This is a genomic window from Carboxylicivirga fragile (assembly GCF_050589805.1).
GTDB classification, from domain to species: Bacteria; Bacteroidota; Bacteroidia; order Bacteroidales; family Marinilabiliaceae; genus Carboxylicivirga; species Carboxylicivirga fragile.
The window spans coordinates 33,971-57,187 of sequence record NZ_JBNGOY010000038.1; the positions used below are offsets into that span (position 1 = coordinate 33,971).

The window sequence follows — 23,217 nt, forward strand, 5'->3', positions numbered from 1 at the left end:
GAATATGGGCGAAAGCCTTTTTTTTGAAAAGTTTGCTAAAACGTTTTAGCAAAAATTCAAAAGGCGATTAAAAGCTTGTGATTAATCAGAATATTAATAATTAAATATATAATATGAAGAAATTAACTCTATTAATGCTACTTGCTTTTCTATTGCAGATAAAATTAGTTGCTGCAGAAAGAAGTATGCTATTTTCATACCCGACACCTTATGAATATGAGTTGGTGGATGGATCGTATAAAGTACTATCCATTGTGAAAAAGGAAAATTGGATTAAAGGTTCTAAACTGACATTTAAAGGGGAGCTTATTGAGGTTAGAGAGTTAAAGAATGGAGATGTCGAATTGTGGTTGCCATTAATAGGTCAGCCCGACGTGATTTCTATTTCAAATAAAGTTAATGGAAAGAGGACAGTTACAAAACAGCTTTTTGAGCCGCTTATTCCAAGTGATTGGGATTATTTTGGGGAAGGAATGATTCATGTAATTGTTTCATCTCATCAAGATATTGCATGGATGAATTCGCCGGACAGTTGCCGTGAAGAACGTGTTGAGAAAATTGTAATACCTGCCTTGGACTTAATGGAAGAATCGCCAGAGTTTAAGTTCGAAATGGAACAGTCATTAAATTTGATGGAAGCTCTTGAGGATTCACCAGAAAATAGACAACGTTTAATCGACACCTATAAAACGGGTAATTTTGAATGGGGAGCAACATTTACCCAGCCATACGAAGGTTTAGAGTCTGGTGAACAATTGGTACGCCAATCCTATCTGGGGCGACGATGGATTAAGAAAACGCTTCCAGGAATGGATGCACACGTAGCTTACAATATCGATGTACCTGGACGATCAATTCAGGTCCCTCAGTTATTTAAGAAATCAGGAATAGACTATTTATTCGTATCACGAATGAAGGAAGGGTTTTACAATTGGTACAGCCCCGATGGATCAAGTATTTTCACATACAGTCCTGGTAATTATGGATGGTATCATTATCATCACAAGGTGCTTGATGAAGATGCCATTACTGCTATTCATGAAATGCATAAAATCTTAAAAAGCTGGAATGCCTATTACCGTGAAAGAAATATTCCGCCACATTACGGTGCTGTTATTAGTGCCGATGCTGGTGGACCAAAATATTACAAGGAACTAATTGAAGGATGGAATGAGATTGCAAAGAATGCCGGGATAAAAATGCCGGAGATGGAGCATTCAACAGCTTTAGATTTCTTACATGAAGTTGATGTGCCCGAAGCTAAGATTGATTCTATTTATGGCGAGCGACCAAATCTTTGGTTATACATTCATGGAGCAGCGCACTATCAGGCAATCTTGGCTAAAAAAGAAGCCGCAGTTAACATTCCTTCAGCCGAAATTTTCAACACAATTAACTGTGAATTGAATAATGATTTCTCGACTTATCCACAAGAGGAGTTGGACAAAGCATGGTACAATGCCATTTATCCCGATCATGGTTGGGGTGGTAAGAATGGCGATATTACCGATAGTCTTTTCTGTGTAGCATTGGAAACAGGTAATGAAATAGGAAAAAAGTTATTAGATCAATCTTTAGAAAGCATTTCTGAGAAGGTGGAGTTAAAGAATACACAAAACATTGTTGTTTTTAACGATTTATCGTGGAGTAGAGATGGATATGCTACTATTAACATATCACATTTGCAAGGAACAAATTGGTTTGTGGCTACAAGTGATGGTAAAAAAGTACCAACGCAGTTAGTAAAAAGCGAAGGCAAAAAAGAGTTGGTATTTAGTTTAAACGATATGCCTTCAATTGGATATAAAACTTTTACAATTAAAAAAGGAAAGCGTCAAAGTGCAGAGATTGAAGCAGGTTCTAACTACTGCGATAATCAATTCTACAAAGTTGAATTTGGGCAAGGGGGAATTACTCGATTATTCGACAAGAACTTAAATAAGGAAGTATTTAATACCACGGCAATGGTTGGTGGCGACTTGTTTCACATGGGCTATGAAGGTAGTGGTGCAGGTGAGTTCGTTACTGTTACAGCTCCTCACTATGGAGGCATGGAACGTGGACATCAGCAAGAAAGTACATGGAGCTTGATAGAATCTGGAGCTATATATTCTAAATTCCAATGTGAGTTTGAGATGGATACCTTTAAGGTTGAGCAGAACATAACAGTGTTTCACCAAAAGAAACAGATCGATTTAGAATACACCATTCCAGATTGGCCGGGAGTTCACAATCGTCAGGTACGAGTTATGTTTCCATTAAATATGAATAAGGAATCACAGATATCGTATGATGTACCTATGGGAATGGTTCATGTGGGGCAAGATGAATTAACTATGCGTCCGGGAGGATCAGCCTGGGGAGGTACTTATCTTCAAAAGTCTGAAGAGATTCATCCGCGTGAGATTCAGAATTTCATGACGGCTAATGGAAGTGGATTTGGATTTACAATGTCAACCAATGTGGTGACTGCCGATTGGGTTGACCCAAGCATGAATTCAGCTGATTATCCGGTTATTAATTCTATTCTTTTATCATCACACAAAAGTTGTCATTGGCAAGGCCCTTGGTATCACCAAACCGGAAGTCATACTTTCAAATTTTCTATCACATCGCACGAGGAAGGCTGGAAGAATGGATTTCATTTTGGAGTTGCTGAAAATCATCCAATGCACACTGTGTTAAAAGAAGAAAAGCAAAAAGGAGAATTACCTGCTGAGAAAAGTTTTGTGAGTACTAATGATCCTTTAACTGTAATTACCACTATCAAAAAAGCTGAAGATGATTCTGATGTGGTTATTCGTGTATTAGAAGCAGAGAATAAGGATAAAACTGTGAAGATTGAACTTCATAAATCTATTAAGTCCATATCTAAGACAGATATGATTGAAGATAATCCGGTTAAGCTGAATCAGAAGGGAAAAATTGTTGAGTTGGAGTTGGGTAAGAGTGCAGTTGAGACTTATAAAATGAAGTAGTTAAAGACAAACCTCGATACAATAATTATTTAGTATGGAAAAAAGAAAAGGTTCATTATATCTGTTAGTCATTAGTTTCGTTTCGACCATTGGCGGTTTTTTGTTTGGATACGACACGGCGATTATTTCTGGTTGTAATTCATTTCTGCAGTCTCATTTCGATTTAACGCCTGCAATGTTAGGTTGGGTAGTGTCTTCTGCACTTCTTGGAACCATTTTCGGATGTGTAGTTTCAGGTATAATAACCGATCGTATAGGGCGAAAGAATGCACTCATTGTCGCAGCAAGTTGTTTGACAATTTCGGCTATTGGTTCGATGTTGCCACCACAGTTTTTGGGTAATCCTGAACATGCTCACTGGTTGACTGCTAACACGAGTTTCTCTTTTAATTTTCTAATTATATTTCGTGTAATTGGTGGTATTGGAGTAGGAATTACATCAGTTGTAGCTCCAATTTATATTTCAGAATTAACTAAACCAGAAAGTAGAGGTAAATTTGTATCTATCTATCAGTTATCCATAACATTAGGGATTTTGTTAGCTTTCATGGTAGACTGGATTGTATTGAGTGGGGCTGGTGAATCGGCAGGTGTCATTACAAATGAGCCTCATGGTTTGTGGAGTTGGTTGTTTGTTCATGAAATTTGGAGAGGCATGTTTGGTACTGAAATTCCAATAGCCTTACTGTTTCTCACTTTGTTGTTTTTCTCGCCTAAAAGTCCAAGATGGTTGGTTTCAAAAGGTAGAAAAGCTGAGGCTTTAACAATCATGACTAGAATTAGTGGATCTGAACAAGCCGAAAAGCAAATGGTAGAAATTAATGAGATGGTTGAAGCTGAAGAAGGTGGATTCAAAGAATTATTTAAACCATTCATGAGAACACCTCTTATGATCGGAATTTTACTTCCTATGTTTTCACATTTAAGCGGAATTGCTGCCATTATGTATTTTGCTCCCAACATCTTAAACGAATCGTTTCAAAGTGTTGAAAGCTCATTTTTAGGAGCCGTATTAGTTGGTGTAGTAAACTCAGTTTTCACCTTTGTGGCAATTCTTAATATTGAGAGGTTTGGTCGTCGTAAGTTACTGCTAATAGGAGTAACAGGTGCTTTCTTATCGCTAACTGGAGTTGGTGTTCTTTTTGCCATAGGGTCCAATTTGGTAATTATACCATTATTGTGTTACGTAGCTAGTTTTGCGTTCTCATTTGGACCAGTAGTTTGGGTTATTATCAGTGAAATTTTCCCAACACGAATTAGAGGCCTTGCTGTTTCAATTGGAAGTTTCTCGCTTATGGTAACTGGCTTTTTTATAACACTTACCAATCCAGTTTTTATAAAAACGATTGAACCTAGTGGAACATTCTTTTTATACGGAGCACTCACACTTCCTGCCATTTGGTTCATTTGGAAATTTGTACCAGAGACGAAAGGAAAAACTCTAGAGCAAATTGAGAAATACTGGAAAACTAAGAAGTGGTAAGTAAAGAATAAAATGAGAAGTATGAGTTTGATTGAAAAATATGCGGTTAAAGATAGTGGCTACCATCCCTTTTTAATTCGAGAAGGTTGGCAGGTTGCACAACTTAATGCAGACGAAAACCAAAAGATTGAGAACATTACAAAGTTGGATGTTCACTTTCAAACTGATGAAGTGTTTCTTTTGCTGAAAGGTAAAGCAGTTCTTATTACGGCATCCATAGAGAGTGGGAAGCCATTATTTGAAATGGAATTGATGCAAGCTGAGGTAAGTTACAATATCCCAAAGAATGTATGGCATAACATTGCCATGTATGACGGGTGTGAAGTCATTATCGTTGAGAAGTCGGATACCCATTTGTCCGATTTTGAATTTCATCAATTATCGGAAGATGAGCAAATGGAAATGAGAGAGAAAGTGACAAGTTTAATTGAAAACGATAAAAAATAAGATATGGCAATTTGGAAAGATGATAAGGAGCTATTCAAGATAGCTAAAAAAGAATTGTTTGTTGCGTTAGTTGGCGATGTGTTGGATAAACTAGGTTATCAGCATCAATTTCTTTCACCTCAGCTTAAGCCGGTGAATACTGATTTTGTGGTTATTGGAAGAGCTATGCCTGTTCTAGAGGCTGATGTGTTTGAAGAGGTAGCAGATAAAACCAATAATCCACTGATGAAGAAGCCTTTCGGGATTATGTTTGAGGCGCTTGATAGCTTGAAAGAAAACGAAGTGTATATATGTAGTGGATCTTCTCCAAGATATGCCCTATGGGGTGGATTGATGAGTACCAGAGCCCTCAAACTAAAAGCGGCCGGAGCAGTTGTTAATGGTTACTCGAGAGATACAAACGAGATTTTGAGTCTTGAATTTCCAACTTTTTCAATGGGAGGATATGCACAGGACCAAGGCCCTCGTGGAAAAGTGATTGACTATAGGGTTCCAATTGAAATTGATGGAGTAAGGGTTAATCCAGGCGATATTGTGTATGGTGACCGTGATGGTGTATTGATTGTACCTCAAGAAGTGGCTGATGAAGCCTTTACGGGAGCCATTGAGAAATCACGTGGCGAACAGCTCGTTAAAGAAGCGCTGGAAGCGGGCATGAGTACGGTTGACGCCTTTGATAAATTTGGAATAATGTAAGCCTAAAAACTATCAAAATGAGAGAGATTGATTTAAAAGGAAAAAAGGCTTTGGTTACAGGCGGTAGCCAAGGCATAGGATCTGAAATATGTCGAGAGCTAGCCAGGTGCGGAGCTGATGTGCTTATAAATTATTACTCCAATAAGGAAAAAGCTGAAATATTAGCTGAAGAGATCAAAAAGGAGCATAAGGTAAAAGCTGTTGTGGCAGGCGCAAATGTCGCCGATTCAGCGCAAGTAAAAGATATGTTCTTATTATTGGATAAAGAGCTTGGGGGCATCGATATTTTGGTAAATAATGCAGGAACTGAAACGGTTGAGCACGTACTGGATTTAGAAGAGGACGCATGGGATAAAGTGATGAATATAAATCTTAAAGGTCCTTGGTTGTGCTCGCGCGAAGCAGGCAGACGAATGCAGGGAAAAGGTGGAGTTATCATCAATATTTCGTCCATTCATGATGTGGTGCCACGTAAGGGCTTAATTCATTATTGCTCTGCTAAAGCGGGATTAAAGATGTTCTCTAAATGTCTGTCATTAGAACTGGCCGAAGATAATGTACGCGTTGTATCTATCGCACCTGGTGCAATTGAGACTGAGATGAACCGTGAAGAGATAAATAAATTTGGTCGTCACAAGTTCGAAGAGTGGATTCCACAAGGAAGAGTTGGCGTTGTTCAAGATGTAGCGCCTTCTGTTGCATTTTTTGCTAGCGACTTGGCCAGCTATGCCACAGGTACCGATGTGTATCTCGATGGATCATATATGAATCATACGATCCAATACGATCCACGACCACAAAAGTAAATATTGAACAAGCGAGTTGGATAATTATTAACATTCGCTTAAGGTTACAGAATTATAATGATGCTCAGTTTATTAGGTAAAATACTTTGTTTGAATACGATTATGATTTTTTATACAGGAAGTTATACACAAGAAGGTGCGCCAGCATCCAATCCAACTGGTGAAGGTATTGGGTGTTTTACACTCGATTTAAGAAATGGAAATGTTAGTCCCTTGGGATATTTCAAGCAAAGAAATCCGAGTTACTTGGCCATTTCGAAGGATAAACATTTTTTGTATGCTGTTGAGGAAATGTACGAAGACCTCAATCCAGAGTTGTATGCATATCGCATTATGCAAGATGGAAAATTGTCTTTGATAAACAAGCAAAAGCTATTTGGCGACTATGCTTGTCATATTGCAATAATAAAAGATCGATTAGTTGTGGCTAACTATGTTTCTGGAAATGTACTTTCTTATCCAATATTGGAGGATGGGAGTATAGCTCCACATAGTCAGTTGATCCAGCATTCTGGTATCGGTCCAAATGCAGAGAGACAAGAAGCTGCCCATGCGCATATGGTTTATCCCTATGGTGATAAACATATGTATGTGGTGGATTTAAGCCTCGATAAGGCTGTAGCATACCGATTTGATGAAGCAGAAAACAGCTGGTTTACTCAGGAAGAAAATGATATTAGCATTGCATCAGGTGCGGGAGCTAGACATATGATAATGGATTCTACTGGTGAATTTGCTTATATACTTAGTGAATTAACGGGAGAGATATTTGTAGCAGAACAGAAGAAGGAACTATTTGATCTTATTCAAAACATTTCATTTGTGCCTCAGTCATTCACCGATGCTTTTGGGGGCGCAGCAATTCGTTTGCATCCGAATGGTAAGTTTCTTTATGCTTCTTGTCGAGGAGCTAATACGCTTGCAATATTTAAGATTGATGCAGTGTCAAATAAACTGACTTTAGTTGGGCATCAATCCAGTGGAGGAGAAACGCCACGTGATTTTAATATTGATCCAACTGGTCAATGGTTGATAGCTGCCAACCAGGATTCGAACTCGTTAGTGGTTTTTAAAATAAATCAAGACTCGGGTGAGCTTACAATGCATTCCGAAATATCGGTTGATACGCCTGTAAATATAACTTGGCTCGATTAAGTGCTGACTTACTAAAGTTTACTATCAGTAAAGAAAAATACAATGATTGAATTAAAAGGGATGGCTTGGGATCATCCGCGAGGATATGAGCCTTTAAGAGCGGCATCAAAGGAGTTTTCAAAACTTCATCTAGAAGTCTCCATTAAATGGGATGTTAGGTCGTTAAAGGAGTTTGGCGACATGCCTATTGAATCTTTAATCGAAAGGTATGATTTGATTACCATCGATCATCCTTATATGGGGCAAGCCGATAAAAATGGCTTACTTCAAGCTCTTGAGTCGCATATTTCAAAAGCATCGTTAAACAAGCTTGAAGAACAATCGGTTGGACCAAGTTTTAAGTCCTATCAATATAATAATCATATTTATGCCTTACCTATTGATGCGGCTGCTTTAGTTGGTGCCTATCGTAACGATATTGTTGAGAATAGAGGGCTTGTTTTGCCTAAAACGAAAGAGGAGTTAAAACGCTTTTATTGTCATTTGCCGAATGATTTATCAATAGCATGGGCACTTTGTCCGACTGATTTCTGGTGTACATTTTTAACCTTATGCGCACAGAGTAATGGTCGCGATTTTATTAATGGTCAAGGTATTGATTTGGAAATTGGCATAAGGGTTCTGGACGAGATAAAGAGTCATCTTGACTATTTGCATCCAAGATCAATGGAGTGGAACCCTATTCAGATACTTGATCACATGGGAGCTAATGACGATATTGTTTATTCGCCTTACTTATTTGGGTATACCAATTATTCACGCTTAGGATATGCGAAAAACTTGGTTCACTTCTGTAATAGCCCACAAAATAAGGAAGGAATATCTACAATACTTGGCGGCGTTGGACTTGCGGTATCCTCTCACAGCTCAGTAGCCGACTTGGCTGCTAAATTTGTTGAGTTCGTGGCAGGAGAAGTGATTCAAGAGGGAATCTTTACCGATAATGGTGGACAGCCAGGAAACCTAAGGGCATGGACAAGCAGTAAGAACAATGAGTTGTGCAATAACTTTTTTAAGGATACTCTACATACGCTTGAAACAGCCTATGTGCGTCCTCAGTTCCCAGGATGGAACCAGTTTCAAGAACAAGGGGCTGATATGTTACATGCAGGTGTTGCAGCCTATCGGAATAGTAGAAGTGTGATTAAGAACTTGAACGAACTATACCAAACAATTATATAAGATGACAAACTTTGAAACAGTTGTAATAGAGAAAGTGGATAAGGTAGCCATTCTTAAATTCAATCGTCCTGAACAGTTGAATGCCATGAATAGGCAAATGATGGATGAAATTATCGAAGCCATTGATTTGATTAATTGTGATGAAGATGTTTGTGTGGCAATGATTTGTGGTGAAGGACGAGCATTTATGGCTGGAGCTGATATTAAAGAATATGGTAGCCAGACCAATGAAGAATTTATTGCTTTTCAACAGAAAGGAAAACGTTTATACGAATCCATTGAAAATTCAAGTAAACCATGGATTGCAGCAGTTGATGGCTTTGCGCTAGGAGGTGGTTTAGAAATAGCCCTATCGTGCGATATGCTCGTGGCTTCAGATCAATCTAAAATGGGCTTACCCGAAGTTTTCTTGAGCCTTATCCCTGGTGGAGGAGGAACTCAACGTTTAATCCAAAAAATTGGAATTAATCGGGTTAAGGAGATGTTGTTTTTTGGTGCACAATATAATGCCAAAGAGTTAAACAACTGGGGAATTATCAATCGAGTTTTTAGCAACAATTCCTTTATGGACGAAGCATTGACCTTTGCTAGTAAATTATCCCGCCGTTCGGCACAATCCATTACTCAATTAAAGCGCTTGGCTAATTTGAGTACGACAACTCTGGATTTTAATCAACGAATAGAAGATGAGGCTCAGACGGTTAAAGATTTGTTTCTTCAAGATGAAGCACAGGCGGCCATACAGAATTTCATTAAAAAATCAGAAAAGTAGATCATGGAAAATAACGGACCATTAAAAGGCTTGGTTGTTGCAGATTTTTCACAATTGGCTCAAGGCCCTTGGGCTACTCAACAACTAGGCGACATGGGTGCTGATATCATTAAGATTGAGCCCCCAAAAGGAGATTGGATGCGACATTATTCGTATGGGAACCTCTATCCCGAAGGAGAAAGCATCTCGTTTGTAAGTTTCAATAGGAATAAAAAAAGCATTGCGCTTGACCTTAAATCGGAAGAGGGCAAGAAAATTGCCAAGGATATTATTTTGAAGGCGGATATTCTTCTGGAGAATTTCCGCCCTGGGGTAATGGAGCGTTTAGGTTTAGGTTATGAAGAAATTAGGAAGTTACATCCCGGCATCGTTTATTGTTCTAGTTCAGGTTATGGAGCTTCTGGTCCCTACTTAAAACGACCCGGACAAGATTTAATGGCCCAATCCATAAGTGGAGGAGCGGCACTTAATGGCAAAAGAGGAGACGTACCTGTTGTTACTGCTGTTGGCCAAGCCGATTTACTAACAAGTTTGTTTATTGTACAATCGGTACTAGCTGCTATCTATTCGAGAAGTATTTCGGGAAAAGGGCAAAAGATTGAAGCCAACTTAATGAACTCTGCAGTTGGTTTTCATATTCAGGAAGTAACAGCCTTCTTGCATAAAGGAGAGAATCCAGAGAAGAGCGCTAGTGGCATTCCAAACCCTTGGTTAGGTGCACCTTATGGCTTGTATAATACAAAGGATAGTTTTGTGGCAATTGGTATGAACTCTGTTCAGAAAGTTGCACAAGCCATTGGTTTTGAGAAGTATGATTCTGCTGAGTTTGATTCCAATAACATTATTGAGGGAAGAGATGAAATTCGTTTCGATTTTGACGAGGTATTCAAGACCAAGACAACAGATGAATGGTTAGAAATTCTTTTGGAACATGATATCTGGTGCTCTCAGGTCAATACATTTAATGAGATGGTTGAAGATCCTCAGATCAAGCACAACCAGATGATTATTGAGTATGAACACCCAACAATTGGAAAAGTGAAAACGACAGGATTTCCAGTGTCATTTGGCGAAACACCTCAGCAGATTTACAAACCAGCTCCTTTACTAAATGAGCATGCAGGGGAGATATTAAAGGAGTTTTGCAATTTTAATGATGATGAGGTAACATCATTTTTAAATGCTCCAAAGTAGTTTATTTAAGATAGAAATCGTCTAATATCTTGATACTAAAAACAAACACATGAAACTAGGATTCGGATTATATAAGCACATGCTCAACGAAGAGCACTATAAGTTTGCCAAGCAATGTGGTGCAACACATTTAGTTGTTCATTTAGTCGATTACTTTGGTAACGATGATAATAATAAGGAAAATGCCAATCAACCTATTGGAGAGAAAGATGGCTGGGGAGGTGCAGGTAATGGGCAACTTTGGAGTTTAGAAGAAATTTTAAGAATTAAAAAAGAAATCAATAGTCACGGTTTGGAATGGGAAGCTATTGAAAACTTTGATCCTGCAATATGGCACGATATTCTTTTGGATGGTCCCAAAAAAGAAGAGCAGATTGAATTAGTTAAAGAACAAATTCGGATTGTTGGTAAGGCCGGTATCCCATATTTTGGATATAACTTTTCTTTAGCTGGCGTTTCGAGCCGCGATATTGGACCTTATGCGCGTGGAGGGGCCGAGTCGGTAGGAATGAATGGAGCGGTTGATGAAACACCTATTCCAAATGGTATGGTTTGGAACATGGTATATGATAAAAATGCTTCAGAAGGAACATTAGCTCGTATCGGCCATGACGAATTGTGGAAACGTCTGGAGTACTTTTTGAAAAATTTGGTTCCTGTTGCCGAAGAAGCTGGTGTAATATTGGCTGCTCACCCCGATGATCCCCCGATGCCGTATGTAAGAAATACACCACGTTTGGTTTATCAACCGGATATGTATCAGCGTTTAATTGACATCAAACCAAGTGATAATAGTAAACTAGAGTTTTGTTTAGGTTCGGTTGCTGAAATGACTGAAGGAGATGTATACGAAGCCACCGATCGCTACTCAAAACAAAACAAGGTAGGATACATTCATTTCCGAAATATTATTGGCAAAGTGCCAAACTATAAAGAGGTGTTTGTTGACGAAGGAGATATCGATATGATTAAGATACTACGCATTTTGAAAAAGAATAATTTTCAAGGCGCTTTAATTCCCGATCACACACCACAAATGAGTTGCGCGGCACCTTGGCACGCAGGAATGGCTTATGCCATGGGATTTATGAAAGCAGCTATTTCGAGAGTTAACGAAGAAAAATAAGGACGATTAATATATTAAAAGCATGAATAAAGGGAAAGTTATAACATTTGGAGAAATAATGTTGAGGTTATCAACGCCGGGTTATTTAAGGTTTTCTCAAGTGTCTGAATTTACTGCTACCTATGGAGGAGGTGAAGCTAATGTGGCTGTCTCATTAGCCAATTATGGTATACCTGTTGATTTTGTTACACGTCTGCCAGAAAATGATTTGGGACGAGCTTGTACCATGGATCTACGAAAACATGCAGTTGGCGTAGATAACATTATCTATGGAGGGGAGCGTTTAGGTATCTATTTTCTAGAAACAGGAGCAGTAAGTCGTGCCAGTAAGGTAGTTTACGATCGTGCATACTCAGCTATCTCAACCATAAAAAGTGGAATGGTAAAGTGGGATAAGGTGTTTGAAGGAGCCACTTGGTTTCATTGGACAGGAATTACACCTGCAATTTCACAAGGAGCTGCTGATGTTTGTTTGGAAGCAATCGAAGAAGCGAATAAAAGAGGTATTACAGTTTCAACGGATTTGAATTATAGAAAGAACCTGTGGAACTACGGTAAGGAAGCCAATGAGGTAATGCCTAAGTTGGTTTCGGGATGCGATGTTATTTTGGGTAACGAAGAAGATGCTGAAAAAGTATTAGGCATTAAACCATTTGGCATTGATGTAACCGGAGGGCATATCGAAGCGGATGCTTACTTATCGGTATCGCAACAAATAGTTGAGCAATTTCCAAGATGTAAGAAGGTGATTACCACCTTACGTGGATCAATCAGTGCCAATCATAACTCATGGACTGGTGTTCTTTACGATGGAAAAACACTTTACAAAGCCAACAATACCTACCAGATAACGCATATCGTTGATCGTGTTGGTGGTGGTGATTCTTTTATGGGAGGTTTAATATATGGACTTCTTACTTATCCAACTGATGATCAGAAAGCGCTCGATTTTGCCGTGGCAGCATCGTGCCTTAAGCACACCATCTTTGGCGATTATAATCAGGTAAGCGTTGAGGAAGTTGAGAAGTTGATGAATGGTGATAGTTCAGGTCGTGTTTCACGTTAATTGTAGATAAAACTAAGATGGCTAGATTTTCAAGAATTGAAGTAGCATTAAAAATGAAAGAAATTGGCATGGTTCCAGTTTTCTTTCATTCCGATCTAGAGGTATGTAAGCTGGTTGTAAAGGCTTGTTATATAGGTGGGGCAAGATTGTTTGAGTTCGTTAATCGTGGCGATTATGCACATGAGGTATTTAGTAATTTAAATAAATGGTGTGAACAAGAATGTCCTGAAATGATCCTTGGTGTTGGCTCTGTGATTGATGCAGGAACCACCGCTTTGTATTTGCAACTAGGTGCCAATTTTATTATTTCGCCCATATTAAATGCTGAGATGGCTAAAGTATGTAATCGTCGTAAGGTTGCTTGGTCGCCAGGTTGCGGTTCTTTAAGCGAAATATCGCAAGCCGAAGAATTAGGAGCTGAAGTGGTAAAAATATTTCCTGGTGAGCAAGTTGGTGGATCTGAATTTGTAAAAGCCGTGTTAGGGCCTTTCTCGTGGTCGTCAATAATGCCAACCGGAGGTGTGAGGCCGGAGTACGATAATTTAAAGAAGTGGTTTGATGCTGGTGTTCATTGTGTTGGCATGGGTTCGCAACTTATTCCTCAAAAGGTGATTGAGGCAGGTTCGTACACTGAGCTTACATTAAATGTTAGGTCTACTTTAGATATGATTTGTGCGATACGTCAAAAGTCATAATGAATAATCAACTTTTAAATAATAATGGTTTGATATGATGGAAGTGATAATTATTCATGCTTTAGGGCTATAATTTGTCGTTATAGGACAATGATTCTGACTTGTTCTTTAGTCTGATAAATTGTAATTTTAAACATCATCAAATAGTAGTTTTTAGTTCGAGTTGATGCATAATATTCAACTTTTTTTACTATAACAAGCTAAAACGATTTAGCGGAAGAATGAGGAAAGTATAATGCCTGATTAATTGAAGATTAATACTTTCTTCATTATGATATTGGGCGATTATAGTAACAGCGTAAAATGAAAAACATGAATTATATACAGATGAAGACAAAAGCATTTTCTGAAATAGCTATTATCAGATACGCCTTTTTAAGTATTGTGATGTTATCTACATTGAGTTTGAAAGCGCATGAAAGTGCTGGTAGAAGTCAAATTCATGAGATGAATGACAACTATAAGTTGTACCAAATTTGTAAAAATGATATTGAAGGATTCTCTAGCCAATTAAGTGGAGGTATGTATCCTTATCCTTCCTTACGCGCCGATGTGTACAATGCAATGATCGCTAGGGCATCAACAGGTGAGTCGGGTTTTGATTTCCTTACTGCTGTGGTACCAGTCGAATATTCTGGTGATATGGTCAATTTCTTCTTTTATTCAGACATTGACTTAAATAACCTTGAACCATATGACATTAAGGTTAACGATAAGCCTTTGTTATCTTTTGTTCCTGAGAAAAATGGCAACTTAGAAATATTGAGCAATCCGGGACATGGTGATGCAAAATACATTTTGCAAAAACGTGATCATAATGGAGACGGAGTAGGAGCATTTCGATTAAGTGTACCTGCTAATATGTTGGTAAAAGGTGAACAAGCTAAAATATCTGTGTATGGGCAGGCTAAAGGCACCAATGCTTGGTTCATGTTATTCAAATCCACCAATATAGTACATTGGTTAAAGAATTCAACTCAGCACGAGGTTTCGTTTTCGATTAAGCAGTTTACTGATAAGTTGTTAATTGATGCGCCTGCACATTGGGTTGGAAAGAAAGTGTCTGTTGTTTCTGATGGTAAGAAAAGTAAACCAGCTACGTTTAAATTACAAGGGGAAATGGCAAAAGCTGCTGTATCAGCCGATGCCCCTAGAAAATCGTTCCAGATAAAATATGGCGATGCTGTTTACAGTGTTGAATTTCCTAAAGGAGATGGAGATGTTAGTGAGAATATCGTGAAGGGAGATTTCTATTTCGCATCGCATGCGCATTCACACAATGGTTGGTTAGGTGATTTTAGTAAACGTTATCGTCCTGAATATTACCAGGCATACAAGCCGTTTTTTGAAAATAAGTATGAGAAGGGTTTGCTTTCAATCATGAATTCAAGTCATCAGGATATTGCTTGGGTCGACCGTCCGGAGGCTTGTATAATAATGCGCGATACGCTGCTTTTCACCCCTATTATTAAAGCTGCTTTGGCTCGCGAAGATTATGGTTTTGATATTGAAGATGGATTAATGTTACGCGAGTATATTGAACGTCATCCTGAATCGAAGGCAAAACTGACCGAATTATTAAATCGCAAATTACTTTCGGTAGGAGCCACTTACAATTGTCCTTACGAAGATATGTACGATGGCGAGGATTTAGTGCGTCAATTGTATTTAGGTAAGTTATGGGTTAAGAAGAATTTTGGAGGATACGATTCCAAAGTTTATTGGAATGTGGATGTTCCTGGAAAAACAGCTCAATTACCTCAGATTCTGAAAAAGGCAGGTGTTGATTACATGATCATTAGTCGCCATGCTAAAACAATGGTGCATTGGGCAAGTCCGGATGGCAGTTCAGTATTTACTTATTCTCCGGGACATTATGGTGCTGATTTATTACAATTAGAAAAAGGCATTGATGAGCAAATGAAATATGGAGCCGAGCAAGTTGTTTGGTGGAGTCAATATTTTGAAGGAGGAGAAACACAAACGCCACTTCTTTCAAGTCAGGACATGCTTCCGGCTATCGATTACTCTGAGTTTATCGATAAATGGAATGAAACAGAATCAGTAATAGATAATGAAGATACTGAAAGAGACGTTTATTTGCCGTCAATGGAGTTAATGACTGTTGATGAGTTTATGCCATTGGCTGAGCAAAATGCAAGGTCTATCGATACCATTAGAGGCGAGCGTCCTAATGTATGGGTTTATATACATGGCCCAGCCCATCACGATGCGTTGACGGCCAGTCGTAAAGCATCAAAGTTATTGCCTGCAGCAGAGAAATTCCTAACAGTAGCTTCTGTGTTAGATGAAGAAAAAATGCCTTATCCATATCAAGAACTCGATGCCGGATGGCAAGCAAAAATATATCCCGATCATGGTTGGGGAGGTCACGATGGCGATATCACTGATAACTTATTTAAAGAGAGTTTGGTGGAGTCGCAAGTAATAGGAGAGAAGTTATTAGATAAGGCTACTAACTTTATTGCTCAACGCGTAAAAACGCAAGAGAAGAAAGGTATTCCAGTGGTGCTTTTCAACAGCTTATCATGGGAAAGAACGGATCCAGTAAATATTGCCTTAGATTTCCTTAAGGGAAAAGCAATGGGGTTAAGTGTGATTAACGCTGAAAAAGTAAATGTACCAATTCAATATACAGAAGTTATTAAACATGATGATGGCAGTATCAAACATGCCAAAATTGTATTTGTAGCTGAAAATATTCCTTCGGTTGGATACAAAACATTCTATGTTAAACCTGAGATGAAAAGTAATTATTCGGATGCAACACCTAATTACAAAGGGGTATATGAGAATGATTTTTACAAAATTAATTTTGTTGATGGAGGAATTGACCAGGTTTACGATAAAGAATTAAAGAAGAATTTATTTGCGACTAATGAATTCAAGGTTGGAGAGATTTTTACGCTTCAATCGGAAGGTAACGGAGCCGGTGAGTTTGGTGATGTACAGCAACCATTCATGAAGAATTTTGATCAGGTAAGTATCCATAATCCAAAATGGACACTTGTTGCTTCGGGTGAAGTATTCTCAACTTATCGTTTAGAGCAACAAATCAGACATGCGAAAGTGGAAAAAAACGTCACCATTTATCACAAATTAAAACGTATTCAATTCGATAACAGATTGCACAATTGGGATGGTGAAATGTATCGAGAATTCAGAACGGCTTATCCGGTTGCGATCAACAATTCAACTGTATCTCATGAAGTTCCTTACGGAGCAGTACAAGTTGGTAGAGATGAAATTAATAGTGCAGGCGAGCGTTATACACCTCTTTGCAAAGATGTTCATCCTAGAGCAATTATGGATTGGATCTCAGCTGAAGATAATGAGCATGTTATTACGCTTAGTTCTTCTGTTGCTGCTGCCGATTGGATTAACCCAACTAAAGATGGTGATGCTGATTTGTTACAGCATGTATTATTGGCTAGTAGAAAATCATGCCATTGGGAAGGAAACGAGTATTCTCAAGCAGGTAGTCACTCATACAGCCATGTTTTAACTTCTAACCGAGTAGGAGATGTAAATGGGTCAAGAGTTTCGAAGCAGTTTAATGAGCCAATTAAAGTAGTTATTAATCCTGAAAAATCTACCAAAGCTAGTTTGGCTGAAAATGTTGAGTTCTTTAGTATTGATAAGGAGAATGTGATTGTTACAGCTATTAAAAAAGCCGAAGACGGAGAAGAGCTTGTTGTGCGCATGTATGATACAGAAGGTAAAAAAGCTGTTGTCAGTTTAAGTTCTCATTTTGAATTAGAAAACTTAATGCATACTAACATCATTGAGGAGAATCCAAAGGAAGTTAAAGAGATTAAGGTTTCGCCGTACGGAATAGAGACATATCAGCTTGAGGTGAAGTAAAGAAAATCGTCAAAATAGTATATATGAAAGTCATAGGTAAAAGTTTTGTAGCCATAGTATTGGCACTTGTAGGCATAAATGCATGCAATGTCCCTTCTAAATCGACTATTGAATTAGCAAATAAAGGAGCATTAAAATATGTTGATACGCGAGTTGGAACTGCAGCCAGTATTGCTGATATTACAGTTACCGAAGTTGAGGAGCCTATGGGTTATGTTTCGCCAATTGTAGGTAATCCATCTGCTTTAACGCATTGGACACCGCAAACGGCGGTCTGGACAGATCGTGTGATTACTGTACCCGTACCTTATTGGTACGATCAAGAAACGATACAAGGTTTTCGTGGTACGCGTTACCCTAATGGTGCAGTAGTTGGCGACTGGGGTGCCATGTGTGTGATGCCAATGACAGGTGATGTCGTAATAGATGCAGATGATCGCGCCTCAAAATTTAGCCACGATAGTGAGATTGCTAAACCGCACTATTACTCAGTTCAATTAGATGATTATAATATTAAAGCTGAATTAACAGCAGCCTCAAAAACGGCTTTTTTTCAATTCACTTTTCCAGAATCTAATCAATCATCCATTTTAATCGATGGTGTTTTTGTGCCTGGTTATTATAAAGTTATTCCGGAAAGGAATGAGATTGAAGGATATTCTGTTATTGCTGGCCATTTCAGAAATCATTTTGTGGCTAAGTTCGATAAGGAATTTGAAGTCTACAATATAGATAGGTTGCCTAATGTAGTTGGTGCTGAACTGGTTCCTGATGGTTTTCGGGCAGCCTATTATAACAATGATAAGTTTGAAGGCGAACCTGATGTTTTCGTGAACTATTCTGAATTGAATTACGATTGGTTAAAAGAACCTGCAGAAGGTGTTGTAGCTGATTTCTTTTCGGCAAGGTACGAAGGAACAATGCATGCAAGGCATTCGGGAGATCATACATTCGAACTAACCACTAAAGATGGTACTCGAATGTATATTAACGATGCTTTGGTAATCGACAAATGGGAGTATAGAGCAACGGGTACTAACACTCATACAGTTAATCTAACCAAAGGCGAAAAATATGATATTCGCATTGACTATTATGACGGATCAAGTACCACAGAGATGCATCTAAGATGTGCAGAACCTGTGAAACCAAATCCTGAACTTGGACCTCAAATGGCACTTAAAGGAGCCGATGGAAATGCGGTTTACGTAAGTTTTGCTACCAAAGCTAATGAAGTGATAAAAATGAAAGTTGGTACTTCTTTAATTGATATAGCACAGGCGCGTGCTAATATGGATGAAGAGTTTGCTGATTTTGACTTTGATAAAGCTGTAGCTAAAGGAGCTGATGTTTGGGAGAATGAATTAGATATGATTCAGGTAGACGGTTCAGAAGATGATAAAGCTATTTTTTATACAGCCTTAACCAAGTGTTTTGTTAATCCTCGTAATTTAAATGAAGATGGTCGATACTTTAGCCCATTTGATTATCAAGTTCATGAAGGGGTAATGTACACCGATTTATCTATTTGGGATACTTTCCGTTCTTTACATCCGCTTTGGGTTATTGTTAAACCTCAGGAAACAACCGACATCATTAACGGTATGTTGAATACTTATCAACAAGGAGGTTGGTTGCCTAAATGGCCAAATCCATGGTATCGAAGTATAATGATGGGAACGCATGCTGATGCTGTTATTGCCGATGCGTACTTAAAAGGCATTAGAGGTTTTGATACTGAAATGGCTTTCGAAGCCATGCTTAAAAATGCCAATGAAAAAGGAAATCGTGGTTTCTCAGGTCGAGTGGGAATAGATTACTTTAACGATATTGGTTATGTACCAACCGACATTTTCGGATTTTATGGCGAACCTGTTGCACGTACATTAGAATTCTCTTACGATGATTATTGTATTGCTCAAATGGCTAAAGCTTTGGGTAAAGATAATTATTACGAAGAGTACATGGAGCGATCAAAGCGATACATCAATGTACTGGATAAAGAAACCGGTTTAGTTCGCGGGAAGAAAACAAATGGCGAATGGTTAGAACCTTTCGATAAGAGTATAAGTGTGTGGGCACAAGGAACAGATCATGATACAGAAGTGTATTATAAGAATCACACTTTGCTAGTCCCTCACGATGTGCCAGGATTGGCTGAGTTTATGGGAGGCGAAGACCAATTAGAGGCTTATCTTGATGACTTCTTTGATAATGATATGTATTATGTGGGTGACGAGTTTTCGATGCATGCCCCTTATATGTACAACTTTATTGGTACACCCTGGAAAACTCAAAAGGTTGTTCGTGATATGCTGTTTAAGTATTTCTTTAACGATGTAGGTGGCCTTCCCGGAAACGACGACTGTGGTCAGGTATCATCGTGGTATGTTTTTGGAGCAATGGGATTTTATCCGGCATGTCCCGGTGACCCAATTTATCAACTTTGTAGCCCTGTGTTAGACAAAGTGAGTATTAATGTTGGAGAGGGAAAAACCTTTACTGTAATTGCCAACAATAACTCCAGAGAGAACGCCTATATTCAATCGACTACTTTAAATGGTAAGCCGTATAATAGGTGCATTTTAGACCATACTGATCTAATGAATGGTGGCGAACTAGTGTTTGAGATGGGGGCGGAGCCGAACATAAAATGGGGATTAAAGTAGTTAAAAATAGATATAGATGAACTTGAAACAAGCTAGAATTGCATATTGCCTTATACTATTGTTTGTAGGAACTATAATGAGAGTTGATGCTCAATCAAAATATGGAGAGCATCAACCGTATTCGTCCTATTGGTTTATTGATGAGTTGTTGAAATGGGATCCTGAAACTGATTCAGATGCCAGTGTTTATCAAATCAAGGGAAAAGATAAAATTTGGTTGGGAAAAACGACAAGTTCAGATTATTATATTGCATCTTTAGAGAAGGAAGAAAATCAGAAAGAATCGATCATTCAAGTAATATCTGTAGCTAAAGATGGTTCCAAAAGTAAGGCATCAAAAAACATTGTTCACTGGAAATAAATGAGTAATAAAACTAAATATATAAAGGAAGCTTGTGTTGAAGGCATAAAGCAGGCACAGAATGCTGAGAAACAAGGCGCTGATAGAATTGAACTTTGTGCTCGATTAGATTTGGATGGTTTAACACCTGATATGGAAACTATTTCTTCGGTGTTTCAAAAGTGTAACATTCCCATTCGAGTTATCATTCGCCCGGTAGGAGGAGGTTTTATCTACTCCAGTGCCGAGTTTGAGGAAATGAAACAATCCATTATAGCTTGTAAAGAATTGGGTGTTGAAGGCGTTGTTTTTGGGATTACTACAAAAGAGAATACTTTGGATATTTCAAAAACCAAAGAACTAGTGCAGTTGGCGCATCCTTTAAAAGTAACCATACATAAGGCTATTGATAGCGTAGAAAAACCATTAGAGGACTTAGATAGATTATTGGAGATTGAAGGGGTAGATGCAGTACTCACATCAGGTAAGGGACAAACCTGGAAAGATGGCGAAAATCTGCTTCTACAAATGATTTCCAGAGCAGGAGATAAAATGGAGATTATTGCTTGTGGAAAAGTTACTAACGATAATATGGAAACCGTCCATGAAAGCCTGCAATCTTCTGCTTATCATGGTAAATTGATTGTAGGTCAACTATAAAAAAAGTGTAAGAATTTATATTCACAATAGTATTATGAGAAGTATTTTAAAAATAGTAGGTATTGGTTTTTTAATAAGTGTAGTGCTTTTAGGATGTGGAGGAAATGCCGATAAGAAACAGGCATTGCCAAGAATTGCCATTACGGGTTTAGCAATAGAATCGAGTACGTTTTCTCCAGCTACAACCACAGAAGACGCCTTTCATGCTTATTATGGAGATGAGGTTTTTAAATACTTTCCCTTTCTAAAAGCTGATTCTGCACTAAGAAAGCAAGCCGACTATTTTCCTGCTGTAAAAGGGCATGCCATTCCTGGAGGAATTGTAACACGCGAAGCATACGAATCTTTAATGTCGAAAACTTTAGATCGCTTGCGTAATAATCTGCCTTACGATGGATTATTTTTTGATATACATGGAGCAATGAGTGTTGAAGGTCTGGACGACCCAGAGGGAGACATGATAGCTCGAATTCGAGAAGTAATAGGTTTTGATTGTGTCATATCCACTTGTATGGATTTACATGGAAATGTTTCGGAACGCTTGGCAGAAAACACTGATTTAATGACCTGTTATAGATTGGCTCCTCATGAAGATGCTTTTGAATCTAAGAAAAGGGCATTGGTGAATTTAATTGACAGATTGGAAAGTGGAAAAGGAAAACCAAAATATAAGGCATGGATTCCTGTGCCGATATTATTACCAGGAGAGAAAACAAGCACACGTATTGAGCCCGGTAAAAGCTTGTATGCAAAAGTAGCGCCGGAAGCTGCCAAAGAAGGCGTTATTGATGCTGCTATTTGGGTAGGCTATGCTTGGGCAGATGAGCCAAGAAATCATGCTGTGGTTATGGTTACGGGAGATGATCAGGTTCAGGTACAAACATCTGCTGAGATGTTGGCACAAAGCTTTTGGGATGTGCGTAATGAATTTGAATTTGTGGCACCTACTTTACCATATGAAGAAGCCATTAAAAAGGCACTCAACAGTGATAAGAAACCATTTATCTTGAGTGATATGGGCGATAACCCAACAGCGGGTGGTGCTGGTGATGTAACTTGGACTTTGACTGAGTTGTTGAAAATTAAGGAGCTAAAAAGAAAAGGTGGAAAATCATTGATTTATGCATCTATTCCTGGTCCTAAATTGATAACACAAGCTATGGAGCTAGGTGTTGGAAAAACAGTTAAAGCATATGTTGGGGCTGAAGTTGATGATCGTTTTGCCAAACCAATTTTATTGGAAGGAGTAGTTAAAGCTATTCATAAAGGTGACAGAAATGCCGAAGTTGAAGTGGTGGTGCAGGTAGGTAATATATCGGTAATTGTAACTAAAAAACGTAAGCCGTATCACAATGAACACGATTTTACTCAATTGGGTTTAGAACCTCGTAAAGCGGATATTGTTGTTGTGAAAATTGGTTATCTAGTACCTGATTTATATAATATGCGTGGTGATTGGGTGATGGCCTTAACACCCGGAGGTGTTGATCAAAACTTAGAGCGCTTGGGGTATAAACGTATCAAACGGCCAATGTTTCCGTTGGATAAAGATATGACAACTCCAGATTTAAGTGTACGATGGATTCCAATTTCAGGCTCTGAAAGATAATAGAAGGTCAAAGGTAATACCATTTTTACGGTAAATAAATAGGTATAATATGCTATCCGCATCCTCTGAAAAAAGGATGCGGATTTTTTTATAATGCAAGTATATGCTCATTTATGGTTTATGAACTCGCCATAGGAGAACAATTTGTTACTTTCAAGTAATAAACAGTGCTGGCATTGATCGTATTAAGCTTGTAAATTTGTAGAGATAAAAAAATAAAGGGCATTAGCCTATTTTTTTGAACGAATTGCAAAACCGGTTTTGCAAAAAACACAACTCAATTGAAAAAGGTTTCTTTACAAGACATTGCCAGCAGATTAAATGTGGCTAAATCCACCGTGTCGATAGTTTTAATCCACCAATTATACCAATTGTATTCCAAAATGATTGATAAATCATTTTGCTAATTACAATGGTTAATGCCGATACAAAAGCACAGATTGATTTTTTTATC

General features: G+C 38.3%; 17 protein-coding genes. All 17 read left to right on the plus strand.

Going from position 1 to position 23,217, the window contains the following annotated elements:
* Positions 1-113 precede the first annotated feature (113 nt).
* The 17 genes from ACRD7B_RS16190 (at position 114) to ACRD7B_RS16270 (ending at position 22,763) form a co-directional block, all read left to right on the plus strand.
* Positions 114-2,978: a glycoside hydrolase family 38 N-terminal domain-containing protein gene (locus tag ACRD7B_RS16190; protein WP_430825636.1), complete on the plus strand. Its 2,865-nt coding sequence runs from the start codon at positions 114-116 to the stop codon at positions 2,976-2,978.
* A 34-nt stretch (positions 2,979-3,012) separates the two neighbouring features.
* Positions 3,013-4,461, plus strand: a complete 1,449-nt coding sequence (locus ACRD7B_RS16195; protein WP_430825637.1) for a sugar porter family MFS transporter — start codon at positions 3,013-3,015, stop codon at positions 4,459-4,461.
* A gap of 21 nt (positions 4,462-4,482) precedes the next feature.
* Positions 4,483-4,908, plus strand: coding sequence for a hypothetical protein (locus ACRD7B_RS16200; RefSeq protein ID WP_430825638.1), 426 nt, complete (start codon positions 4,483-4,485; stop codon positions 4,906-4,908).
* Between the two features lie 3 nt (positions 4,909-4,911).
* The gene (locus ACRD7B_RS16205) at positions 4,912-5,604 is read left to right on the plus strand and encodes an RraA family protein (protein ID WP_430825639.1); all 693 of its coding nucleotides are present in this window, start codon (positions 4,912-4,914) and stop codon (positions 5,602-5,604) included.
* Between the two features lie 17 nt (positions 5,605-5,621).
* Positions 5,622-6,410 carry an SDR family NAD(P)-dependent oxidoreductase gene (locus ACRD7B_RS16210; protein ID WP_430825640.1) on the plus strand — a complete coding sequence of 263 codons (789 nt, stop codon included), beginning with the start codon at positions 5,622-5,624 and terminating at the stop codon, positions 6,408-6,410.
* Between the two features lie 102 nt (positions 6,411-6,512).
* Positions 6,513-7,565 (plus strand): lactonase family protein, encoded by a 1,053-nt coding sequence (locus ACRD7B_RS16215; RefSeq protein ID WP_430825641.1) that lies wholly within the window; start codon positions 6,513-6,515, stop codon positions 7,563-7,565.
* Between the two features lie 42 nt (positions 7,566-7,607).
* Positions 7,608-8,747, plus strand: a complete 1,140-nt coding sequence (locus ACRD7B_RS16220; RefSeq protein ID WP_430825642.1) for an ABC transporter substrate-binding protein — start codon at positions 7,608-7,610, stop codon at positions 8,745-8,747.
* 1 nt (position 8,748) lies between these two features.
* Complete coding sequence (locus ACRD7B_RS16225; RefSeq protein WP_430825643.1) at positions 8,749-9,519, plus strand: enoyl-CoA hydratase/isomerase family protein; 771 nt, start codon at positions 8,749-8,751, stop codon at positions 9,517-9,519.
* A gap of 3 nt (positions 9,520-9,522) precedes the next feature.
* On the plus strand, positions 9,523-10,713 hold the full coding sequence (locus tag ACRD7B_RS16230) for a CaiB/BaiF CoA transferase family protein (RefSeq protein WP_430825644.1): 1,191 nt from the start codon (positions 9,523-9,525) through the stop codon (positions 10,711-10,713).
* 49 nt (positions 10,714-10,762) lie between these two features.
* Positions 10,763-11,839 carry a mannonate dehydratase gene (locus ACRD7B_RS16235; RefSeq protein ID WP_430825645.1) on the plus strand — a complete coding sequence of 359 codons (1,077 nt, stop codon included), beginning with the start codon at positions 10,763-10,765 and terminating at the stop codon, positions 11,837-11,839.
* Between the two features lie 22 nt (positions 11,840-11,861).
* Positions 11,862-12,905 carry a PfkB family carbohydrate kinase gene (locus tag ACRD7B_RS16240; protein ID WP_430825646.1) on the plus strand — a complete coding sequence of 348 codons (1,044 nt, stop codon included), beginning with the start codon at positions 11,862-11,864 and terminating at the stop codon, positions 12,903-12,905.
* 17 nt (positions 12,906-12,922) lie between these two features.
* The gene (locus ACRD7B_RS16245; protein WP_430825647.1) at positions 12,923-13,600 is read left to right on the plus strand and encodes a bifunctional 4-hydroxy-2-oxoglutarate aldolase/2-dehydro-3-deoxy-phosphogluconate aldolase; all 678 of its coding nucleotides are present in this window, start codon (positions 12,923-12,925) and stop codon (positions 13,598-13,600) included.
* A 312-nt stretch (positions 13,601-13,912) separates the two neighbouring features.
* Positions 13,913-17,485: a glycoside hydrolase family 38 N-terminal domain-containing protein gene (locus ACRD7B_RS16250; RefSeq protein ID WP_430825648.1), complete on the plus strand. Its 3,573-nt coding sequence runs from the start codon at positions 13,913-13,915 to the stop codon at positions 17,483-17,485.
* Positions 17,486-17,508: 23 nt separating this feature from the next.
* Positions 17,509-20,154, plus strand: a complete 2,646-nt coding sequence (locus ACRD7B_RS16255; protein WP_430825649.1) for a GH92 family glycosyl hydrolase — start codon at positions 17,509-17,511, stop codon at positions 20,152-20,154.
* A gap of 16 nt (positions 20,155-20,170) precedes the next feature.
* A complete protein-coding gene (locus ACRD7B_RS16260) occupies positions 20,171-20,515 on the plus strand; it encodes a GH85 family endohexosaminidase C-terminal domain-containing protein (RefSeq protein WP_430825650.1) in 345 nt (114 codons plus the stop codon).
* A complete protein-coding gene (locus ACRD7B_RS16265; protein WP_430825651.1) occupies positions 20,516-21,154 on the plus strand; it encodes a copper homeostasis protein CutC in 639 nt (212 codons plus the stop codon).
* Positions 21,155-21,188: 34 nt separating this feature from the next.
* Positions 21,189-22,763, plus strand: a complete 1,575-nt coding sequence (locus ACRD7B_RS16270; protein ID WP_430825652.1) for a M81 family metallopeptidase — start codon at positions 21,189-21,191, stop codon at positions 22,761-22,763.
* Positions 22,764-23,217: the final 454 nt, after the last annotated feature.